Origin of the sequence: Kitasatospora sp. NPDC056076 (assembly GCF_042266305.1) — a bacterium.
Classification (GTDB): Bacteria; Actinomycetota; Actinomycetes; order Streptomycetales; family Streptomycetaceae; genus Kitasatospora.
This window is the reverse complement of record NZ_JBHJWG010000011.1, coordinates 159,909-179,330: the sequence shown is the minus strand read 5'-3', so window position 1 is coordinate 179,330 and position 19,422 is coordinate 159,909. Positions and strand designations below refer to the sequence as shown.

The following is a 19,422-nucleotide window of genomic DNA, read 5'->3' as shown; positions in this document are numbered from 1 at the left end:
GCGCGTTCTGGGGGGCGGGGTGTTGTTAAAACTACACCGGCCGTGGCCCCCCCCCCCCCCCGGGGGGCGGGCCTCAGCCGGTCCCCCCGCCCCCTGCCCCCGGAAACCCCCGGTCCAGTGCCCCGATCTCGCACCCGGTCAGCTGCTGGGAGGCCCGACCGGGCCGTTCGTGCCGCCCGGCCCACCGGGGCCACCCGGCGAACGCAGCGTCTCCCATCGGTGCCGGTACTCCTCCGCGTCGATCTCGCCCCGCGCGAAGCGCTCCGCGAGCACCTGCTCCGGGGTCGGGCCGTGCCCCCAGCCGTGCGGTCCACCGGGACCGGCACCCGTGACCCCCGCGCCGCCCGGTCCGTGCGGGACGGGCTGCCGCGAGCGCGAGACGTAGCGGAACAGGGCGACGGCCAGGAGCACCAGCACCGCCAGGACGAGCAGCGAGACGATCGCCATCAGGGCGATGCCCCAGCCGCCCGGACCGTGGCCGGGCCCGTAGCCGTGCCAATGCCAGTGCCTCATCAGGTCCTCCTCCTCCGACCCTGCGGGCCCGCCGAGGTGATCGACGCCGTGACCACCGGGGCGTCGTACGGCCTGAGCTGCCGCGCTGCCCGGGGTGACCAGCGCCTTACCACCATCGTGCGCCCGCGACGGGTCAAAGCGTCGTGAAGAAAGCCTGAGAAAACGTTCCTGCGGAACCGGCCCCGCGCACCGGGGTAGCGTTTCCGTCCATGAACCACCATCCGCCCGACGACCGCCGCTCCCCCGAGCAACTGGTCGCGGCCGGGCTGCTCCGCCGCACCACCGACGGGCATCCCCACCCGGCGCTCAACCACTCGCCGATCTCCTACGTCGCCACCGAGCTCTGGACCGAGCTCGCCGCCCTGGCGATCGCCCCCACCGCGGCCGAGGCCACCGCCGCCGCCCTGCTCCGCGCGCTCGCCGACCGGGCCGTGGACGCCGCCCTGGCCCCCGGCAACGAACGCGCCCCGCGTGACGACCTCTACGTCACCGACCCGGCACACATCGGCACCCACCGCCGCGCGGTCTGGTTCCACCGCTTCGGACCGGGCGGCCCGATCACCGCCACCTTCGCGCCGTAACGGCGGCGCGGCGGACGACCCAGGCGCACGGGACGGCGCGAGCGCCCCCGACAGCGCGAGCACTCCCGACGGCCCGGGCCCGCCGGGCCGCTCAGCGTTCCACCGTCAGGCTCTCGCAGACCCAGCTCAGCCGGTTCGGCCCGTCGAACGGCGGCCGGGCGTGGTACGTCCCGTCCGACACCGACATGTTGACGATCAGGTAGGCGTGCCAGCCGGCCCCGACCCCGTGCAGGTCCGCGTAGACCAGCTCCTCCTCGACGTACCAGTCCACCGAGTTCGCGCCGAGCACCACCCGCAGGCCGATGCTCGCCCCCGGGCCGACCCCGACGCCGCCGCCGTGCCAGTAACGGAAGCCGCCGCGCACGTGGTTGGAGATCTCCAGCAGGTCCGGGTTGTCCGGGTGGTACTCGAAGAGGTCGACCTCGTTGCCGCCGTCCCGCCAGGTCCAGATCGCCGGCCAGGCGCCCAACTGGACGGGCAGCGTCACCTGCGCCGACAGGACGTCCCCGGTGCGGACCTGGAAGCCCTCCGGACTGCCCTCGGTGGTCAGCAGGTTGCACGTCCACAGCCCGCCGGTGCGCCGCCGCACGGCGGTGAACTGCCCACCGGGGCAGTAGTCGTGACTCAGGTAGTCGAGCTTGTGGTCGCTCCGGTTGGTCGGCCCCATCCGGGGGTATGCGCTGCTGCGCCCGGCGACCCACTGCCCGGTCGAAGTGAAGTCCGCGTCGAACACGACCGCCACGGCCGCCTCCCGAGTGCTCCGTCGCCCCGGCAGTCCGAACCGCCGGGCACACAGAGTGAGTTACCCGATACCCTCCGCAGTATGCGAAGCAAATCGTCCGGCTCCTGACCGGGCCGCCGCGGCCGAGCGGGCCCCGCCGATCAGCCGACCGACGCAGTGGCGCCCCCGGCCCGGAGCCGGTCGGTCACCGAGACCACCCCGTCCACCGAGCGGCAGAGGTTCAGCACGATCGGCACCAGGTGCGCCTCGGGCACGCTGCCGCTGAGCACCACCCGCCCCTGGTCGACCTCCACCCCGATCTCCGCCGGGCTCACCCCGTCGATCCGCCCGAGCACCTCCTCGACGATCTCCCGCCGGATCACCCGGTCCTCGCGCAGGAACACCCGCAGCAGGTCGCCGCGGCTCACCATGCCGACGACCCGCCCCTCCTCGTCCAGCACCGGCAGCCGCTTGAGCCCGTGCCGGCTCATCTGCCGGGCCGCCGCGACCACGCTGGTGCCGGGCGTGGTGCAGACGGGCTGCGCCGTCATCAGCTCCGCCGCCGTGACCTCGCCGCCCGGCCCGGCCTTCGCCGACTCGGGCGCGGGCAGCAGGCTGCCCGGGTCCTCCTGCGCCGCCAGCGTGCGCAGCAGATCCGCCTCCGACACCACACCCAGCGGCCGGCCGTCCGGGTCCACCACCGGCACCCCGGTGATGTCGTACTCGGTCAGCAGCGCGACGATCTCCCGGAAGCCGGTCTCGGGCGCGATCCGGACCACGGGGCTGGTCATCACAGATTCGACGGTGGCATGCCGCACGCCGGTTCACCTCGTCCAACGATGCTGGTCCGATCGGGCGCGGATCGTCCCGGCCGGTACCGGCAGCATGGCCCCCGGCCGGGCGGAGCGCCAGGGGCCAAGGGGCCGAACGGGTGGGACCAAGGGCCCTGACCTGCGAACACACCTCCGACACGGGAGACTGCCCGGCCACCGCACCCGGGGCCGGCGCACCCGGGGCTCCCCGCCCGGAGCCTCTGTGCCCCCGGGGGCCGCCGCGCCCGCCCGGGCCGACGATCCGACGCGTCCGACGGCGCGCGGCAGCCCGCCGCACACCCCGAACGGCGCAACCATCACATGATCGACTCGTTGGACCGTCCACCACGACAGCGATCGGCACCGGGAGGGCCCGTTGGCAGCACGGACGGTGGGCGCGGAACCGGCGCCCCGGGGCGTCCCGGCGCGACCGGTGGCGGAGGCCGAGGCCGCGCTGGTGCACCACTACCGCAGGCTGGTCCGGCTCGCCTACCTGGCCCTGCCCGCCGACCGGGACCGGCACAGCCGGGTGCTCGCCGCGCACGCGGCCGTCCAGCGCGCCCTGCCGTTCCGCTGGACCCGCCGCACCGCCCCTGCCTCCGCCCCTCCCCCGACTCCCGCCTCCGCCGATCTGGCCGGCCGCGCGCCGACGACCACCGGCACCGACCCCGGCACCGACCCCGACCCCGACCCGGTGTACGCAGCGCTGCGCCTACGGGTGCTGCGCACCGCCCTGCGCCCGCGCCCGGCCGCGCGGCTGCTGGCACCCCGGGTCTGGGGCCTGCGGCTGTTCACCCCGCACGGCGGCGAGCGGGACGCGGCACTGGACCACGCGCTCGCCGCCCTGGACGCCCCGGCCCGGGCCGCCTTCGCCCTGCACGTGGTCGAGGGGCTGGACGGCCCGGAGGCGCTGGAGGTGCTGCGCGCCGCCGGAGTGGAGCGGCCCACCGAGGCGCTCGCGGCGGCCGCCGAAGTCCCGGCCGGGCCCGAGGACGAGCCGCTCGCCTTCGACCCGTGCGCCGTCCGGGTCCAGCCCACCGACCTGCTGCGCCGCCGCCGTACGCTGACCGCCGCGCTGGCGGTCGGGGTGCTCGGGCTGACCACGACGGCCGCGGTGCTGGGCGGCGGCTCCGCCCCGGCGAGCAGCGCCCTGCGGTCGGCCCTGCGGCCCCCGGGCGCCGTCACCGACCCGGCCAGGCTGGTCCGGGTCGGCCCGGACGCCTGGCAGCACACCGCGCGGATCGACTTCACCGCCTGGCCCGCCCGCGGCGACCGGCGCGCGGACGCGGCCCTGCTCGGCCGGGCCCTGGCCGCCTGGGCCCAGCCGGGCCCGCAGACCCGGGCCGAGCCGGGTACGGACACCGCACCGCCCGACACCCCGCCGCAGCTGCTGTACGCCGGGACGGTCGACGGCACCGGCGTGGCCGTGCTGTACGACGGCCGCCGGATCGCCCGCTGGACCGACGGGCACGACGGCGGGCTCGACCTGGCACGGGCCGACGACTCCGACGTGACCACGGCGGGCGCGGTGGTGCTGAGCCGCCGGGGCACCGCCCTGCGCTACCTGCTGGCGCCCTGGGTGGACACCGCCGAGACCCGCCGGATCGACCAGCCCGACACCGCCGCCCGCCCGCTGGACCACCCCGACGGGGTCACCCCGGCCGCACCGGGCGGCGGGCTCGCGGACTGCCGGGGTGCCACCGTGCTCCAGCTGCGCTCCTCCTCGGTGATCGCCGAGAAGCACGCCTTCCTGCTGGCCGACCTCGGCGGCCTCGTCCCGGCCCACCTCACCTACACCCCGCCGCCGGACCGCACCCAGCCCGCCCGCTCGCCGCGCGAGTCCACCGGCCAGGACGCCCTGGTGGCCTGGGCACGGGCCGGCTGCGCCGTGCCGGACGGCACCCCGGGCGTCAAGCAGCTCAACCTGTGGGCCTTCGCGGTGCAGCCGCTGCCGCAGAACGCCGGCGCGGCCGCCTGGTACTGCCTGCGCGCCGACCGCTGGACGGGCGAGGGCAGCGCCGCCACCGCCGTGCTGCTGCCGACCGCCCGGGGCCCGCAGCGCACCGGCGGCGGGCCGGGCCGCGGGTGCAGCCGGTTCGAGCAGGACACCGTCGCCTGGGCATGGTGGCACTCCCCGCAGGGCGCGGACTACCTGCTCGCGGCGGGCAGCCGGCGGGTCACCCGGCTGACCGTCAAGGGCCCGGACTGGTCGGCCGACCGGCCGGCCCCGGACCACACCCTCGCGGTCGAACGGCCCGCCCGCGGCACCGTCCAGGTCGAGGCGCTGCTCGACAACGGCAACCGGATCACCCCGCCGCACTGAACCGCCCCGCCAACAGCGCCCCGTAGTCCGGCAGTTCGACGCTCGACACCTGCTTGCCCAGCTCCAGCATCCGGTTCAGCACCCACCGCCGGTTGAGCAGCCCGTTGCGCAGCCGCAGCCCGGCCGCGGTGCGCGGCGCCAGGAACGGGCCGGTCCGGTCCCCACCCTTCTGGCAGCCCCGGGCGTAGTCGCGCAGCAGCCCCTCGTACCGGGCGAAGGCGGCCTGGTGGTCGCCGCGGGCCAGCGCCAGCTCGCCCGCCAGGACGTACGCGGCCACCACCGCCGTGCCGGTGCCCATCCCGCCGATGGTGGCCCCGCAGGCGGCGTCGCCGAGCAGGGCGATCCGGCCGGTGGACCAGGCGGGGACGTCGGCGCGGCTGATCGAGTCGAAGTACGGCTCGGGCGCCTCGTCCAGGCTCCGCAGCAGTTCCGGGACCTTCCAGCCGAGGCCGGCGAAGGCGGTGCGGACCAGCTCCTTCTGCTGTCGGGTGTCGTGGCGGTCGTAGCGCAGTTCGGGCGAGGCGAACAGGCAGAAGGCGCCCGCCCGGTCCGGGTCGCGCGGGTCGGCGCCGACGGACATCAGCCGGCCGGGGACGTTCAGGGCCGTCCCGCCGGCCGGCAGCGCGCCACCGGCGGGCAGCTGCCAGGTCGCCGCGTAGTAGCCGAGGTGACGGACGAACCGCTGCTCGGGCCCGAAGGCGAGCCGCCGGACGGTGGAGTGCAGCCCGTCGGCACCGATCACCAGGTCGAACTCGCGCGGCGCGGCCCGCCGGAAGGCGACCCGCACCCCGGCCGCCGTCTGCTCCAGGGCCTCGACGGAGTCACCGAAGACGTACTCGGCGCGGGCTCCGCTGTGCCGGTGCAGCACCTGGGCCAGTTCTCCGCGCGGGATCTCCAGCTCGCCGCCCGCGAACTCGGCGGGCAGGTGCAGGAGTCGGCGCCCGTCCTGGTCGACGAAGGTGATCGGGCTGCCGCCGGTGTCCAGGGCGCGCAGTTCCTCCAGCACGCCCATGCGCTCCAGCACGCCGAGGTGGGTGTGCCCGCGGAAGTCGACGTTCTGCCCGCCGCCGCGCAGCGCCGGGGCGAGTTCGACCACGGTGACGTCGAAGCCGTACCGGCCCAGCCAGTGGGCCAGGGCGGGGCCGGCGATGCTCGCGCCCGAGATCAGCACGCTGGTGCGCGCGGAAGCACTCACGGGAACCACTCCGTTCGAGGATCCGACAACTGTGTCCATGAGACACAGTTCATTGCTGTGTACGGTAGACACAGTTGACGCGGACGGGCAACCCCCGGGACGGGAGCAGGCGATGGGCGAGGCGGCGAACGACACGGTCCGGCTGCTCTGGGAACAGCCCGCACGGCCGACCCGCGGGCCGAAGCCGGCCCTCAGCCTGGAGCGGATCGCCACCGCGGGCGTCGAGGTCGCGGACGCCGAAGGACTGGGCGCCGTCTCCATGCAGAAGGTGGCCGGGCTGCTGGACTTCACCAAGATGTCGCTCTACCGGTACGTCCCCGGCAAGGCCGAACTCGTCGCGCTGATGGTCGAGTCGGCCTTCGGCGAGCCGCCCGGGGTCGTCGGCGCACCGGACTGGCGGGAGCAACTCACCGCCTGGGCGCGTCACTTGTCCGAGGCCATCGCCCGGCACCCGTGGCTGTTGGACGCCACCCTCGGCCCCCGCGTCCCCGGCCCGCGGGAACTCGCCTGGCTGGAAGGGGTGGTGGCCGCCCTCGACGGCCACGGGCTGACCGGCGCCGAGCGGATGGACGCCGCCGTCCTGCTCGCCGGACACGTGCGCACCATCGCCGAACAGGCCCGCGCGGTGGGACCGGACGGCTCCCCCGAGGCCGAACTCCTCGCCGCCCTCGGCACGGTGGTCCACCGGCACGCCGACCGCTACCCCGCCGTGGCCGCCGCGATGGCCGACCCGGACGGCCGCGACCAGGCCCTGGACTTCGGCCTGGCCCGCATCCTGGACGGCCTGGCCGCCCTGATCGACCGGCGCACCCGCCCGTAACCCGCCGGCCCCCGACGAACCGCGCCGTCGGCCGAAAACCCGTCGAGCCCGGGCCGCGCAGGCGGCTAGCATCCGCTCCCATGGCGATGTTCGTGCACCTGACGGCCGCGGCGAACACGCCGCGCATCCGCCGCGCCGGGATCCGGGCCGACAGCCGGGGCCAGGGCGGGGTGCGCGGGGTGTACTGCTTCCCCGTGCTGCCCTCCTACACCCTGACCCACCAGTGGCTGCGCGAACTCGCCCGGTTCGGGCCGAAGGGCGCGCTGTCCGCGGTGCACGTCCGGCTGGACGACGCGCAGGAGGTGCTGGTCGGGCACTACCGCGACCGCGCCAAGGACGCCCAGCAGTGGCTGACCGCCGCCGAGGCGGTCGCCCGGGTCGCCGCCCAGCCCGACCCGCGCGGCTGGGAGGTGGTCGTACCGAGGGCGATCGGCACGCGCGAGGTGCACCGGATCCGCGCCGTGCCGCAGGTGGCCGGCTGGCGCTACCTCCCCGGCGCCCACGGCACCCGCCCCTGCACCTGCTTCGGCTGCCGGATCCGCGGCGAGTACGGCGGCCGACGGCTGCGCGAACGCCACCCGCACCCGCTGGACGGGCCGCCACCGCCCGTCCCCGTCCTGCTCGCCCGGATCGAGGCCGCGGGCGACCCCGGCGATCCGGCCGCCCTGCGGGACGCCCTGCACTGGTTCGGCCTGCGCCGCCGAGGCCCGGTGGACCGCCTCGCCCGACTCGCCGCCCACCCCGACCCGACCGTCCGCCGCGAACTGGTCTGGGCTGTCCAGGGCTGGTCGACGCCCGGCGTCGCCGAACTGCTGGACGCCCTCGCCGAGGACCCGCACCCGGACGTCCGCGAGGCCGTCGCGGACGTCCGGACGCTCTGAGGCCTCCGGCCGCCCACCTGTCGGCCCGGGGCACCCGCCCGTGGGTCCGGGCCGGTCCGCGCCAGGACCTGCGAGGTTCCCCGCCGACGTGCCCGTTCGGCGGAACCGGGTGATCATGGGACGAACCGCGTCTTCGACGACACGGCGCGCCGGTCCATTCCGGCGGCGCCCGGAAGGTGGACCGCGATGTTCCAGCTCCTGTGGATTCTGCTCATCGGCTTCGTGCTCGGCGTACTCGCCAAGCTGATCCTGCGCGGGCCGCAGTCGATCCCCTGGTGGCTGACCATGCTCCTCGGCGCCGCCGGGGCCTGGCTCGGCAACGCCGTCTCCGGCTGGATCGGCGTGCGCCACACCTCCGGCATCGACTGGATCCGTCACATCCTCCAACTCGGCTTCGCCGTGGCCCTGGTGGCCCTCGTCGCCCCGGCCTGGTCCAAGAACCGCACCTCCCGCTGACCGGGCACCGCGCCGGGATTGTCAGTGGCAGCTGCAAGACTCCTGTCCGGGCCCACCGAACGGGCCCGGACGGGAGGGGCGCGCGATGCCCATCGGAGACCGCTGGCAACTGCTACGCGAGGGAGCGCCGCTCGGCGACATCGTCGTGGACGGCGCCGACTTCCCCTGGCTGGACGGGCGATTCGTCCCCCGGGACGGCTTCGCCGAGGTGAAGCCGTGGTTCGACGAGTCCGCCGCCTTCGTCGACGCCGAGGACTACGAGGCCTTCGAGCGGGCGTACGACCGGATCGACGGTGCGCTCACCCTGGCGTCCCCGAGCGGCCCGGTCGCCGAGTTCCTGCTGCACATACGTGGCGACCGGGCGTCGTGGCGGTGGTCGGACGAACCGTTCGACGAGGCCTGAACCCCGCTCAGCCCACGTGCACGGCGGGGCGGCGGGTGCGGTCGGGTTCGGCCTCGCGGAGGACTTCGCGGGTGACCGGGGCGATCTCGCCCTGGCCGAACAGGAAGAACCGCAGGAACTGGGCGAAGGGGTTGCCCTCGGTCCACTCGAAGTAGATGTGCGGCTGCTGCCCGGTCAGGTCGCGCACCTGGAGCAGCAGGGCGGCCAGCGCGTTGGGGACGCTGGAGCTCTGCAGCGAGAGCACCCGGTAGCGGTCGTGCAGCACTTCGCCGCGGACGGTCAGTTCGGCCTCGAAGTCGGACGGGTCGAGCACGGTGACCTCGACGAAGACCAGGTCGTCCTCCGGCGGGATGTCGTTGTCCCGGCGGATCTGGTGGACCTTGTCGCGGTACTCGGCGAGGTCCCGGCTGTTCGGCTCGTTGGCGATCAGGCGCAGCGGGCGGTACGTGTAGTCCCGGACGAACCGCTCGGCGACGTCGTCCAGGACCACGTCGGTGACGCGCAGTTCGAAGGCGCGCTTGAGCCGGGAGAGGAAGGACACCAGCATGATGCCGGCGATGAAGCAGGCGCCGATCTTGACGCCGTCCGGGCGCTCGGCGATGTTCACGGCCGTGGTGTAGAGGAACACGGCGGCGATCACCGCGAAGGTGACGGTCCAGTGCCGCTCCCCGGCCTTGCGGGCGGCGATGGTGACGGCGACTGCGGCGGAGCTGATCAGCACCAGGACGCCGGTCGCGTAGGCGCCGCCCTGGGAGTCGACGTTGGCGTCGAAGATCCAGGTGACCAGGAAGGCGATCAGGGTCAGCACGATGACGGTCGGCCGCACCGCCCGGGCCCAGTGCGGGGCCATGCCGTAGCGGGGCAGGTAGCGGGGCATCAGGTTGAGCAGTCCGGCCATGGCGGAGGCGCCGGCGAACCAGAGGATGGCGATGGTGGACAGGTCATAGACGCTGCCGAAGGTGCTGCCCAGGTTCTCGTGGGCGAGGTAGGCGAGGGCCCGCCCGTTGGCCGGGCCGCCGGTCTTGAAGGCGTCCTTGGGGATGAGCAGCGTGGTGATGATGCTGGTGGAGATCAGGAAGGCGCTCATGATCACGGCGGCGGTGGTGAGCAGGTGCCGGGCGCCGCGGATGCGGCCGGTGGGCTTCTCCTCGGTGTCGTCCGGGTCGCCCTCGATGAGCGGCATCACGGCGACGCCGGTCTCGAAACCGGACAGGCCGAGGGCGAGCTTGGGGAAGACGATGAGGGCGACGCCGATCATCGCGAAGGCGTTGCCGTGCTCGGCGGTGAGGGCGTCGGTCCAGTCGCCGAACAGGTGCGGTTCCTTGAACACGTGCCAGAGGCCGTTGGCCACCACCACGACGTTGAGCGCGAGGTAGACGACGACCAGGACGACGGCCAGGCCGATGGCCTCGCTGAACCCCTTGAGGAAGACCGCGCCGAGCAGGGCCACCAGGATCAGGGTGAGCATCACCTGCTTGCCGGACAGGGCGCTGTGCAGGTGCGGGTTCTCGATGAGGTGGGCGGTCGCGTCGGCGGCCGACAGGGTAATGGTGATCATGAAGTCGGTGGCGGCGAAGCCGAGCAGGGTGAGCACGAAGAGCTTGCCCTGCCAGAACGACAGCAGCCGTTCCAGCATCGCGATCGAGCCCTGGCCGTGCGGGCTCTCGGCGGCGACCCGCCGGTAGACCGGCAGGGCGCCGAACAGGGTGACCAGCACCAGGACGACGGTGGCGATCGGTGACAGCAGGCCGGCCGCGAGGGCGGCGATGCCGGGTTGGTAGCCGAGGGTGGAGAAGTAGTCCAGGCCGGTCAGGCACATCACCCGCCACCAGCGCGTGCCCTTCTCGGCGGGTGCCTCCACGTGCGGGCCGGGGTGCTGCTTGGCCATGTCCGAGAGGCCTTCGAGCATCCACGCCCGGAACCTCGTGCCCCGCGTCGAAGGCGCCGTTCCCGGTTCGGCCGAACCCGAGGAGACCACGTACACCCCTGTCCACGACTTCGGCCGGCCGCCGCACGGTTCCGGACCCCCAAGGCCGCCGGACGGCGGGCCCGGGCCAGGCTAGGGGACCGGGCCGGAGCGGCCGGGCAGCCGCGCGGCCCAACACGCCGGGGTGCGCCCGGACGGCCCTGCCGGCCTACGGCCAGCCCCCGGCCGTGCCCGGCGCCAGCGGCGCGGCGGTGTCCGGTGCCTCCTCGAACGGGGTAGACATGTCCGCGCGCGTTGACTCAGCGGATTGACCCACCGGGTTGACCCACGGAGCCCGCGCGCCCAGGGGTACGGCGACGGACGGCAGGGAGACAGCGGTGACGGAACCGACTCGGCGGAGGATCCTCGGCCTGGGCCTGATGGCGGCCGCCGTCACCTCCTGCGGCACCCAGCGCTCCGACGCCGCCGCCCACCCCACGCCCGACGCCCCGGGCACCCCCGGCCCGGCGGACCCCTCCAGCGCCCGGCACCCCGGGCCCGAGGACGCCGCCCCGGACGAGCAGTCCCTGCCCGGCAACGCCGACTGGCAGATCACCGACCCCGGCGCGCCCGGCGCCGTCGAGGGCTTCGCCGACCGGGTCAGCGTGCTGCCCGGCGAGAGCTTCGGCCTGCACGTCTCCACCGCGGCCGCCGCCTTCACCGTCTCCGCGTACCGGATGGGCTGGTACGGCGGTGCCCGGGGCCGGCTGGTCTGGCGCCGGGCGCACGTCCCCGGCGCCAAGCAGGCCGCCCCGCACGTCGACCCGGCCACCCGCACCGTGCTGACCGGTTGGCAGCGCACCCTCGCCGTGGACACCGCCGGCTGGCCCGAGGGCGCCTACCTGCTGCGGCTGGACGCCGAGGACGGCTCCGGCCGCAGCTACGTCCCGCTCACCGTCCGCTCCGCGACCACCGCCGGAAGAACCGTGGTGATGGGCGCCCCGGCGACCTGGCAGGCCTACAACGAGTGGGGCGGCTACAGCCTCTACAACGGCCCGACCGGCACCCTGGCCACCCGCTCGCTGCGGGTCGTCCTCGACCGGCCGCACGACTACGACCACGGCGCCGGGCGCTTCCTGGTCTACGAGGCGCCGCTGATCGCCCTGGCCGAGCGGCTCGGGCTGCCGCTGGCGTACACCACCGGGATCGACGTGGCCCGCGAGCCGGGCCTGCTGCACGGTGCCAGCGCCCTGCTCTCGCTGGGCCACGACGAGTACTGGTCCCCCGAGCAGCGCGCCCACGTGACGGCGGCCCGCGACGCCGGGACGAACCTGGTGATCCTGGGCGCCAACTGCTGCTTCCGCCGGGTCCGCTTCGAGCCCGGCGAGCTCGGGCCGGACCGCACCGTGGTCTGCTACAAGGACGCCTGGGCGCAGGACCCGGGCCACCAGGCGGGCGCCCCGGCGACCACCGACTTCCGCACCGGCCCGGGCGCCGACCCGGAGAGCTCGCTGCTCGGCGTGATCTACGACGGCTACCCGGTGGACGCCCCGTACGTGGTCACCTCGCCGGAACACTGGGCCTTCGAGGGGACGGGCGTGACGGCCGGGGCGTCCTTCCCGCACCTGGTCGGCGTCGAGTACGACCGGGTCGACACCGCCTTCCCCACCCCGCGCCCGATCGAGGTGATCGCCCACTCCCCCGTGGTCTGCGAGGGCCGGCGCTCCCACTCCGACACCGCCTACTACACCGTGCCCAGCGGCGCGGGCGTCTTCGCCACCGGCACGATGCGCTGGGTGGAGGCCCTGGACGCCCACGGCAGCGGCGTGCACGGCATCGACGCCCACGCCGGGGACGTGGTCCGCAAGGTCACCGAGAACGTCCTGCGCCTCTTCGCCGCCGGTCCGGCCGGCCGCACCCACCCCGCCCGCGACAACCTCGCCACCGTCTACGGCACGGCGTAGGACCTGCCCCGCGGTCCATCGTGATCGAACCGGCCCACGGCCCCGGGCCCGGGACTCCGCCCCGCCGCCCCCGGGCGGGAAGGGGCCGTCGCCCCGGCTACACTCGCACGATCTGACAGCAGCGAAGGTCGTCCAGGACAACCGACCGGTGCGGCACGGGGTGCCGGCCGGCGAGGGCACGAGGGAAACAGAACATGGTCGAGGCCTCCCCGAAGGTCGTTGTCGTCGTCCCCACGTACAACGAGCGGGAGAACCTTCCGGTCCTCGCCGGGCTCCTCACGGACCTCGCGGTGCCGAACCTGCACCTGCTGGTGGTCGACGACAACTCCCCCGACGGCACCGGCGAGATCGCCGACAAGCTCGCCGCCGACTCCGCGGGCACCGTCGGCGTGCTGCACCGCACCGAGAAGGACGGCCTCGGCCGCGCCTACCTGGCCGGGATGGCCCGGGCGCTGGACGAGGGCGCCGACGTCGTGGTCCAGATGGACGCCGACCTCTCGCACCCGGCCTCCGCGATACCCGCGATGGTGGGCACCCTGCTCGCCGACCAGGGCACCGCCGTGGTGCTCGGCTCCCGCTACGTGCCCGGCGGCTCGACCGCCGCGGAGTGGCCCTGGCACCGCAAGGCGCTCTCCGCCTGGGCCAACTTCTACGTCAACGCGATCCTCGGCCTGGGCGTCCGGGACGCCACCGCGGGCTTCAAGGCCTGGCGGGCGAGCGCCCTGCGGGCCATCGACCTGCCGACCGTGCAGAGCAACGGGTACTCGTTCCAGGTCGAGATGAACTACCGGGCGGTCCAGCACGGACTGGCCATCCGCGAGGTGCCGATCCGCTTCGAGGAGCGGATCGAGGGCGCCTCCAAGATGAGCATCGGGGTGCAGGTGGAGTCCGCGCTCGCGCCCTGGAAGCTGCGCTTCAACCGCGAGGGCCAGGGGGCCTGAACGAGTAGTCCCGGCCGCGGCGGGCGGTGCGGGCGGCGGGTGCGGGGAACAAGGCCGTCATGGCCCTTCTCCCGGAGTCCCTGACGACCCTGGTCCGCCGCGCCGCCCGGGACCCGTTCGCCGTCCAGACGCTGCGGGCCACCGTGGCCGCCACCCTGTCGTACGCGGTGGCCACGCGGCTCAGCAGCGAGCCCGCGCCGCTGACGGCACCGCTCACCGCGCTGCTGGTGGTCCAGGTCACCGTCTACTCGACGCTCAAGACCAGCGTCCGCCGGGTGGTCTCGGTGGTGGTCGGGGTGCTGATCGCGATCGGGTTCAGTGCCGTGGTCGGGCTCTCCTGGTGGAGCCTCGGGCTGATCATCCTGGCCTCCCTGGTGATCGGGCGCTACGTCCGGGTCGAGGAGTTCGTCCAGGAGGTCGCGATCAGCGCGATGCTGATCCTCGGCGTCACCAAACTGACCTCCCAGGCCTGGGACCGGGTGCTGGAGACGCTGATCGGCGCGGCCGTCGGCCTGCTGTTCAACCTGCTGTTCGCCCCGCCGGTCTGGGTGGACACCGCCGGCGAGTCGATCGAGGACCTGGCCCGGCGGGCCCGTCAGCTGCTGGTCGACATCTCCGAGCAGCTGGGCCGCCCCACCCCGGTGGCCCGGGCCGCCGAGCGGCTGCACGAGGCCCGGCGGCTCGACCAGGCGATCGCGGACGTGGACGCGGCGCTGCGCCAGGCCGAGGACAGCCTGCGCCTCAACCCCCGGATCAGCGAGGGCCTGCTCTCCCGGCTGGTGCTGCGCACCGGGCTGGACACCCTGGAGATCTGCGTGGTGGTGATCCGGGTGCTGGCCCGCTCGGTCACCGACCTGGCCAAGCGGCGCGGACCGTCGGAGCGGCTGTTCCCGCCGGAGGTCGCGGTCGGGCTGGAGGAACTGCTGGCGCACGTCGGCGGGGCGATGGTCAGCTTCGCGGTGCTGGTCACCACCCAGGTGAGCCGCAACGCCGAGGAGGCGGAGGAACGGCTGACCGCCGAGCTGGCGGCGGCCTGGACCTGCCGGGAGAACGTCGCCCAGGTCCTGCTGCGCAAGGTCCAACAGCACCCGGAGGCCTGGCAGTTGCACGGCGCGATACTGGCCGAGGTCGACCGGATCCTGGACGAACTGGACCTGGAGCACCGCAGTCGGCGGCTGATGGAGGAGCTGGACCGGGCGTCGCTGGCCGGCCGGGAGCGGTTCTCCCGCCTCACCGGGCTGCGCCGCGGCCGGCGGCGGGAGGAACGGGAGCGCCCGGCGGCGGGGGCCGGGCGCTGATGGGGGGTGAGGGGGCGGCGAGGGAGCAAGGGGGCGACGGGGAGGCGGCTGCGGTCAGGGCATCAGCCAAGGCTGCTGCGGCAGCGGGTGGCCGGTCTCCAGGTAGGTCTTGAGGTTGGACAGCACCGCCGACCAGCCCCGTTCGGCGTCCGCGCGCTCGGGCTCGTCGGCGAGGTCCTCGTGGGTGACGGTGAGCCGGGTGAGGTCCTGCCAGTGCCGCAGCTCGAAGGTGACCCGGGAGGGCCCGCCGGGGCGTTCGCCCTCCGGTCCGCCCCAGGTGGTGACCAGCCGGTGCGGGCGGTCCGCCACCTCGACGGTGCCGATCACGTCGGCGATCCCGGAGTCGTCGGTGCGCCGGTGCTCCCAGGGCTCGCCGGGCAGCCAGGTGGAGACGTTGCGGTGGCCCCAGTAGAGGCCGGACTCGTCGGCGTTGGTGAGCGCGTGCCAGACCCGTTCCGGGGTGGCGCGCAGGTAGACGGTGCTGCGGTGGCGGAAGGCGGTCACGGCCTCAGCCCCCGGCCGCGTCGAGCAGCTGCTGGATCTCGATCTTCCCCATCCGCATCATGGCCGCCGTCACCCGGTCGGCCTTGGCCCGGTCCTCGCCGCCGACCAGGTCGAGCAGGATGCGCGGGGTGATCTGCCAGGAGAGGCCGTAGCGGTCCTTGAGCCAGCCGCACGGGCCCGGCTCGCCACCGTCGGCGGTGAGCTTGGTCCAGAGGTCGTCGACCTCCTGCTGGTCCTCGCACTCGACCTGGAGCGAGATCGCCTCGGTGAAACGGAACATCGGGCCGCCGTTCAGCGCCGTGTAGGGCCGGCCGGCGAGTTCGAACTCGACGGTCATCACCGTGCCGGCCGGCACGGGGGCGCCCTCGCCGTAGCGGGTGACCTTGGTGATCGCGGAGCCGGGGAACAGCGAGGTGTAGAGGGCGGCGGCGGCTTCGGCCTGGTCGTCGAACCAGAGGAAGGTGGTGATTTTCTGCATGGGCCCGACGGTAGCGGCGGGCTCCGACAGCGCGGCCGAGCCACGGCCGGGGGTCACCGGTTCGGCGCCCCCGGCCGGTCTCGGCACGCCCCTGGGTCAGTGCACCCAGCCCGCGTAGCGCTGGACGAAGCGCTGGCCGGTGTGGGCGGTGACCACGACGTCGTAACGGCCCTGCTTGTCCAGCGGCCAGGACAGGTCGACCTGCTTGCCGGGCTTGACCCAGACGGTCTGCGGGCTGCCCGCGAAGTCGTTGGGCGCGGCGGTGAACGCCACGTCCGTCAGACCGTCGTTGGCCACCTGGAGGGTGAGCTTGAGGCTGCCGTGCAGGTCGGCGGTGACGATCGGCACGCCGATGTCGTTCTGGCCGTCCTGCCCGTCCCGGACGACCGTCCCGGCGAAGCGGCGCACGAAGCCGTCCGGGCCGTGCACGGTGAAGTCGTAACGGCCGTCGGTGGCGGCCGCGTCCCAGACGTACGTGGCGTTGGCGCCGGGGGCGACGGTGTACGGGGTGCCCGCGAACGGGAGCAGGATGTTCGGGTAGACGGTGTACGGGAAGGCCACCGAACCGTCGTTGCTCATGGTGCAGGTGACCTTGCCGCTCCTGCGGTCCACCGCGACGTCGGCCCAGGGCTGGTAGGGCAGCGGGCGGTGCGGGCGCTCACCGCGCTCCTGGACGGGCATCGCCTGGGCACCGGTGGCGGGGAGGGCGACACCGGGCAGCTTGGTGCCCGCGTCGGCCTTGGCCATCAGGGCGTTGGTGTCCGGCAGCTTCGGGATCGAGGTGTCCGGGGCGGCGAAGTCGAAGCAGCTGGTGAGGTCGCCGCAGACGGCCCGGCGCCAGGCGGAGATGTTGGGCTCGGCCACGCCGGTCACCACCTCCATGAAGCGCAGCACCGACGTGTGGTCGAACACCTGGGAGTTGACCCAGCCGCCGCGCGACCAGGGGGACGCCACCCAGAGCGGGACGCGGTTGCCGAGGCCGATGGCGCGCCCCTGGGTGAACTCCTCGGGGGTGCCGGGCTCGGGGGTGGGCGGGACGACGTGGTCGAAGTAGCCGTCGTTCTCGTCGTACATGACCAGGAAGACGGTGTGCTGCCAGACCTCGGGGTTGGACATCAGCGACTGCAGCGCCTGGTTGACCCAGTGCGCGCCGTAGGCCGGGCCGGCCTCCGGGTGCTCGGAGAACAGGTACGGCGCGACCAGCCAGGAGATGGTCGGCAGGGTGCCGTCCTTGCAGTGGCGGTCGAAGTCGGTGGGGTCGAACTTGGTCATCGCGTTGACGTAACGCGGGTCGTCCTGCGGGAAGTTGTGGAACTGCTTGAAGTAGGAGAGCGCGTTGTCGTCGTAGTCGCCGGTGCGGTCGTCCTTGCTGGGGTTGTGGTAGACCCGCCAGCTGACGCCGGCCGTCTGGAGGCGCTCCGCGTAGGTGGTCCAGTCGGCGACGGGGTTGTCGGTGACCGGGGTGTTGTCGATCCAGGGGCCGGTGGTGCCGTCGCGGCCGGGGCCGGAGGTGCCGGTCCACAGGTAGAGCCGGTTGGGGTCGGTGGGGCCGGCCAGCGAGGTGAAGTAGGCGTCGCAGAGGGTGAACGCGTCGGCCAGGGCGTACTGGAAGGGGATGTCCTCCCGGGTGAAGTAGCCCATGGTGCGCTCGCCCTTGGCGGCGATCCACTTGTTCATCGCGCCGTTGTTGATGGCCTGGTGGCCGGTCGCCCAGTCGTGGGCGAGGCCGCCGGCGTTCTGCGCGTTGTACTTCGAGGTGTCCATCCGGTACGGCAGCATCGCCCCGCCGTCGCTGCGGCGGGCATCGGGCTGACGGAACACGTCGGTGCCGTCCGGGAACTGGAGCGCCTGCTTGTCGCCGAAGCCGCGGACACCGCTCAGGGTGCCGAAGTAGTGGTCGAAGCTGCGGTTCTCCTGCATCAGGACGACGACGTGCTTGACGTCCTTCACGGTGCCGGTCAGGGCGGTGGCGGGCGCGGCGGCCGGGGCGGGGGCCGCCGGAGCGGCGTCGGCCCGGGTGGCGGCCAGGCCGGTCAGGGCGGTGGCGCCGACGGCCGCGGAGGCGCCGACGAAGGTGCGGCGGGAGAGCTCGGACATCACGAACTGGCCTCTCAGAGCTGGAAGGTGGCGACGGCGGCGGCGGTGTCGGAGGGCCACTCGTTGGCGGCGGTGTTCGGCTCCGGCTGGGGCCAGTCGGCGACCAGGGTGTGCGCCTCGACCAGTTTCAGCGCTCCGGTGTACTGGACGACGTCGATCCGGTCCTGCGGCTCGGGGCGGTCGCCGCGGCGCTTGCGGGTGGGCGACCAGGTCGCGCCCGGGACCTTGGCCGGGTCGCGGTTCTCCTCGCGGAAGGTGTCGGTCAGCCCGGCGGCCTGGAGTTCCTTGGTGACCGGCCAGGCGAGCGCGCCGACGCCCTGGTGGGCGGCGGCGGTGGCGGCCGTCCAGTCCAGGTGGGAGGGCGAGGACAGCGCGCCGGCCAGCACCACCGGGAGGCGCCGGGCGGCGTCCGCGCGCACGGCGGCGGCCAGCGCCTTGGCCTGCTTGAGCCGCAGCGAGGCGTTCTCGGCAGCCAGCACCTGGGCGGCGGTGGCACCGTCCTGCACGGCGTACGGGCCGTAGCCCGCCTCGTCGAGGTGTGCGGCCCAGAACCGGACGGCGCGGCCGCCGGGCAGCTGGACGGTGGCCGCGACGGCGGGCAACTCGGCGGTGGCCGCGGTCGGTTCGGTGAGCGGGTAGCGGCTGAGGATGCCGACGCTGCCCGGGCTCTGGAGGGAGTACCAGCCGAGGGCGTCGGCCAGGGTCTTCGCCCGCTCGCCGGCCGTCTCCTGGAGGGCGAGCACGTCCAGCCCCTGGGCGAGGACGACCCGCAGCTGCTTCTCCAGCGCGTCGGTGCAGCCGTTGCCGGCGTCGTGCAGGTTCCAGCTGGCGGCCTTGAGCCGCGGCGGGGCGGCCTGGTCCACGACGGGGACGAGCACGGTGACGGTGTCGGTGGCGCCGGTGCTGTCCTTGACGCCGACCACGACCAGCTCGGGGTTGCGGGCGGCGGCGGGCGCCGTGCCGGTGATCGTGCCGTCGGCGGCGACCGAGGCCCAGGCCGCGCCGCCGAGCTTGCGGTAGGCGGCCGAGCCGGGGGCGTTGCCCGCCGGGCGGGACCAGAGGCCGCCGAGCCGGATCCGCACGGCCGCGCCGGGGGCGACCGGGGTGGCGGTGAAGGAGTCGACGACGGCGTGCGGGCGGACCACCGGGGGCTTGGGGCGGAAGCTGAACGGGGCGGTCCGGGCCAGGACGCCGTAACCGTCCTTGGCCAGCAGGTAGGCGGTGTACGGGCCGCCGGTCAGCGCGGAGGTGTCGAGCTGGACGTCGCCGGAGGTGCCGGGGGTGTACTTCCAGAGCAGCGAGGAGCCGGTGCCGGGCTGGCGGCTGCCGTCGTAGATGCCGACCCAGTTCTTGGCGTCGGGGGCATCGGTGGTCCAGTGGAAGGTGAGCCGGTCGCCTTCGGCGGGGCTGCCGGATGAGGTCGGGGTCAGGGCGCTGCCTGCGGCCACGGTTGTCCTGTCCGCCGCCGACGGGCCCGGTCCGCCGGGGGACGGCGCCGGGGCCGCACGCGGCTGGTCACGGAGGCTGGG

General features: G+C 74.4%; 18 protein-coding genes. 9 read left to right on the top strand and 9 right to left on the bottom strand.

Features of this window, described 5'->3' with window-relative positions:
- Positions 1 to 138: 138 nt before the first annotated feature.
- The gene (locus ACFC1T_RS12315; protein WP_375887031.1) at positions 139 to 513 is read right to left on the bottom strand and encodes a hypothetical protein; all 375 of its coding nucleotides are present in this window, start codon (positions 511 to 513) and stop codon (positions 139 to 141) included.
- Between the two features lie 209 nt (positions 514 to 722).
- Here ACFC1T_RS12315 and ACFC1T_RS12310 point away from each other — a divergent pair, with 209 nt between their 5' ends.
- The gene (locus tag ACFC1T_RS12310; protein ID WP_375887029.1) at positions 723 to 1,094 is read left to right on the top strand and encodes a hypothetical protein; all 372 of its coding nucleotides are present in this window, start codon (positions 723 to 725) and stop codon (positions 1,092 to 1,094) included.
- A gap of 91 nt (positions 1,095 to 1,185) precedes the next feature.
- On the opposite strand, the gene ACFC1T_RS12305 is transcribed toward ACFC1T_RS12310, so the two are convergent.
- Complete coding sequence (locus tag ACFC1T_RS12305; protein WP_375887027.1) at positions 1,186 to 1,836, bottom strand: beta-glucanase; 651 nt, start codon at positions 1,834 to 1,836, stop codon at positions 1,186 to 1,188.
- Between the two features lie 140 nt (positions 1,837 to 1,976).
- Positions 1,977 to 2,606, bottom strand: coding sequence for a CBS domain-containing protein (locus ACFC1T_RS12300; protein WP_375887026.1), 630 nt, complete (start codon positions 2,604 to 2,606; stop codon positions 1,977 to 1,979).
- 397 nt (positions 2,607 to 3,003) lie between these two features.
- Between ACFC1T_RS12300 and ACFC1T_RS12295 the strand changes: the two genes are divergently transcribed.
- Positions 3,004 to 4,950, top strand: a complete 1,947-nt coding sequence (locus tag ACFC1T_RS12295; protein ID WP_375887023.1) for a hypothetical protein — start codon at positions 3,004 to 3,006, stop codon at positions 4,948 to 4,950.
- On the opposite strand, the gene ACFC1T_RS12290 is transcribed toward ACFC1T_RS12295, so the two are convergent.
- Positions 4,934 to 6,145 carry an FAD-dependent monooxygenase gene (locus ACFC1T_RS12290; RefSeq protein WP_375887021.1) on the bottom strand — a complete coding sequence of 404 codons (1,212 nt, stop codon included), beginning with the start codon at positions 6,143 to 6,145 and terminating at the stop codon, positions 4,934 to 4,936. The two genes, ACFC1T_RS12295 and ACFC1T_RS12290, sit on opposite strands and share 17 nt — an antisense overlap.
- Before the next feature lie 112 nt (positions 6,146 to 6,257).
- On the opposite strand from ACFC1T_RS12290, the gene ACFC1T_RS12285 reads away from it, so the two are divergent.
- The 4 genes from ACFC1T_RS12285 (at position 6,258) to ACFC1T_RS12270 (ending at position 8,705) form a co-directional block, all read left to right on the top strand.
- Entirely contained in the window at positions 6,258 to 6,965 is a 708-nt protein-coding gene (locus ACFC1T_RS12285; RefSeq protein ID WP_375887018.1) for a TetR/AcrR family transcriptional regulator, read from the top strand.
- A gap of 80 nt (positions 6,966 to 7,045) precedes the next feature.
- On the top strand, positions 7,046 to 7,846 hold the full coding sequence (locus tag ACFC1T_RS12280) for a HEAT repeat domain-containing protein (RefSeq protein ID WP_375887016.1): 801 nt from the start codon (positions 7,046 to 7,048) through the stop codon (positions 7,844 to 7,846).
- Between the two features lie 186 nt (positions 7,847 to 8,032).
- The gene (locus tag ACFC1T_RS12275; RefSeq protein WP_375887014.1) at positions 8,033 to 8,302 is read left to right on the top strand and encodes a GlsB/YeaQ/YmgE family stress response membrane protein; all 270 of its coding nucleotides are present in this window, start codon (positions 8,033 to 8,035) and stop codon (positions 8,300 to 8,302) included.
- Between the two features lie 85 nt (positions 8,303 to 8,387).
- A complete protein-coding gene (locus tag ACFC1T_RS12270; RefSeq protein WP_375887012.1) occupies positions 8,388 to 8,705 on the top strand; it encodes a hypothetical protein in 318 nt (105 codons plus the stop codon).
- A gap of 7 nt (positions 8,706 to 8,712) precedes the next feature.
- Here the strand turns inward: ACFC1T_RS12270 and ACFC1T_RS12265 are convergent, their stop codons facing one another.
- Complete coding sequence (locus tag ACFC1T_RS12265) at positions 8,713 to 10,614, bottom strand: amino acid transporter (RefSeq protein ID WP_375887010.1); 1,902 nt, start codon at positions 10,612 to 10,614, stop codon at positions 8,713 to 8,715.
- Positions 10,615 to 11,009: 395 nt separating this feature from the next.
- Between ACFC1T_RS12265 and ACFC1T_RS12260 the strand changes: the two genes are divergently transcribed.
- The 3 genes from ACFC1T_RS12260 (at position 11,010) to ACFC1T_RS12250 (ending at position 14,814) form a co-directional block, all read left to right on the top strand.
- Entirely contained in the window at positions 11,010 to 12,575 is a 1,566-nt protein-coding gene (locus tag ACFC1T_RS12260) for a N,N-dimethylformamidase beta subunit family domain-containing protein (RefSeq protein WP_375887008.1), read from the top strand.
- Between the two features lie 194 nt (positions 12,576 to 12,769).
- Positions 12,770 to 13,516 carry a polyprenol monophosphomannose synthase gene (locus tag ACFC1T_RS12255; RefSeq protein ID WP_375887006.1) on the top strand — a complete coding sequence of 249 codons (747 nt, stop codon included), beginning with the start codon at positions 12,770 to 12,772 and terminating at the stop codon, positions 13,514 to 13,516.
- Between the two features lie 59 nt (positions 13,517 to 13,575).
- The gene (locus ACFC1T_RS12250; protein ID WP_375887005.1) at positions 13,576 to 14,814 is read left to right on the top strand and encodes an aromatic acid exporter family protein; all 1,239 of its coding nucleotides are present in this window, start codon (positions 13,576 to 13,578) and stop codon (positions 14,812 to 14,814) included.
- 54 nt (positions 14,815 to 14,868) lie between these two features.
- Here ACFC1T_RS12250 and ACFC1T_RS12245 read toward each other — a convergent pair whose 3' ends face one another.
- The 4 genes from ACFC1T_RS12245 to ACFC1T_RS12230 form a co-directional block, all read right to left on the bottom strand.
- Positions 14,869 to 15,318 (bottom strand): SRPBCC domain-containing protein, encoded by a 450-nt coding sequence (locus tag ACFC1T_RS12245; RefSeq protein WP_375887002.1) that lies wholly within the window; start codon positions 15,316 to 15,318, stop codon positions 14,869 to 14,871.
- Positions 15,319 to 15,322: 4 nt separating this feature from the next.
- Complete coding sequence (locus tag ACFC1T_RS12240; protein WP_375887000.1) at positions 15,323 to 15,796, bottom strand: VOC family protein; 474 nt, start codon at positions 15,794 to 15,796, stop codon at positions 15,323 to 15,325.
- A gap of 96 nt (positions 15,797 to 15,892) precedes the next feature.
- Entirely contained in the window at positions 15,893 to 17,893 is a 2,001-nt protein-coding gene (locus ACFC1T_RS12235; protein WP_375886997.1) for a phosphocholine-specific phospholipase C, read from the bottom strand.
- Positions 17,894 to 17,907: 14 nt separating this feature from the next.
- Positions 17,908 to 19,341 carry an endonuclease/exonuclease/phosphatase family protein gene (locus tag ACFC1T_RS12230; protein ID WP_375886995.1) on the bottom strand — a complete coding sequence of 478 codons (1,434 nt, stop codon included), beginning with the start codon at positions 19,339 to 19,341 and terminating at the stop codon, positions 17,908 to 17,910.
- Positions 19,342 to 19,422: the final 81 nt, after the last annotated feature.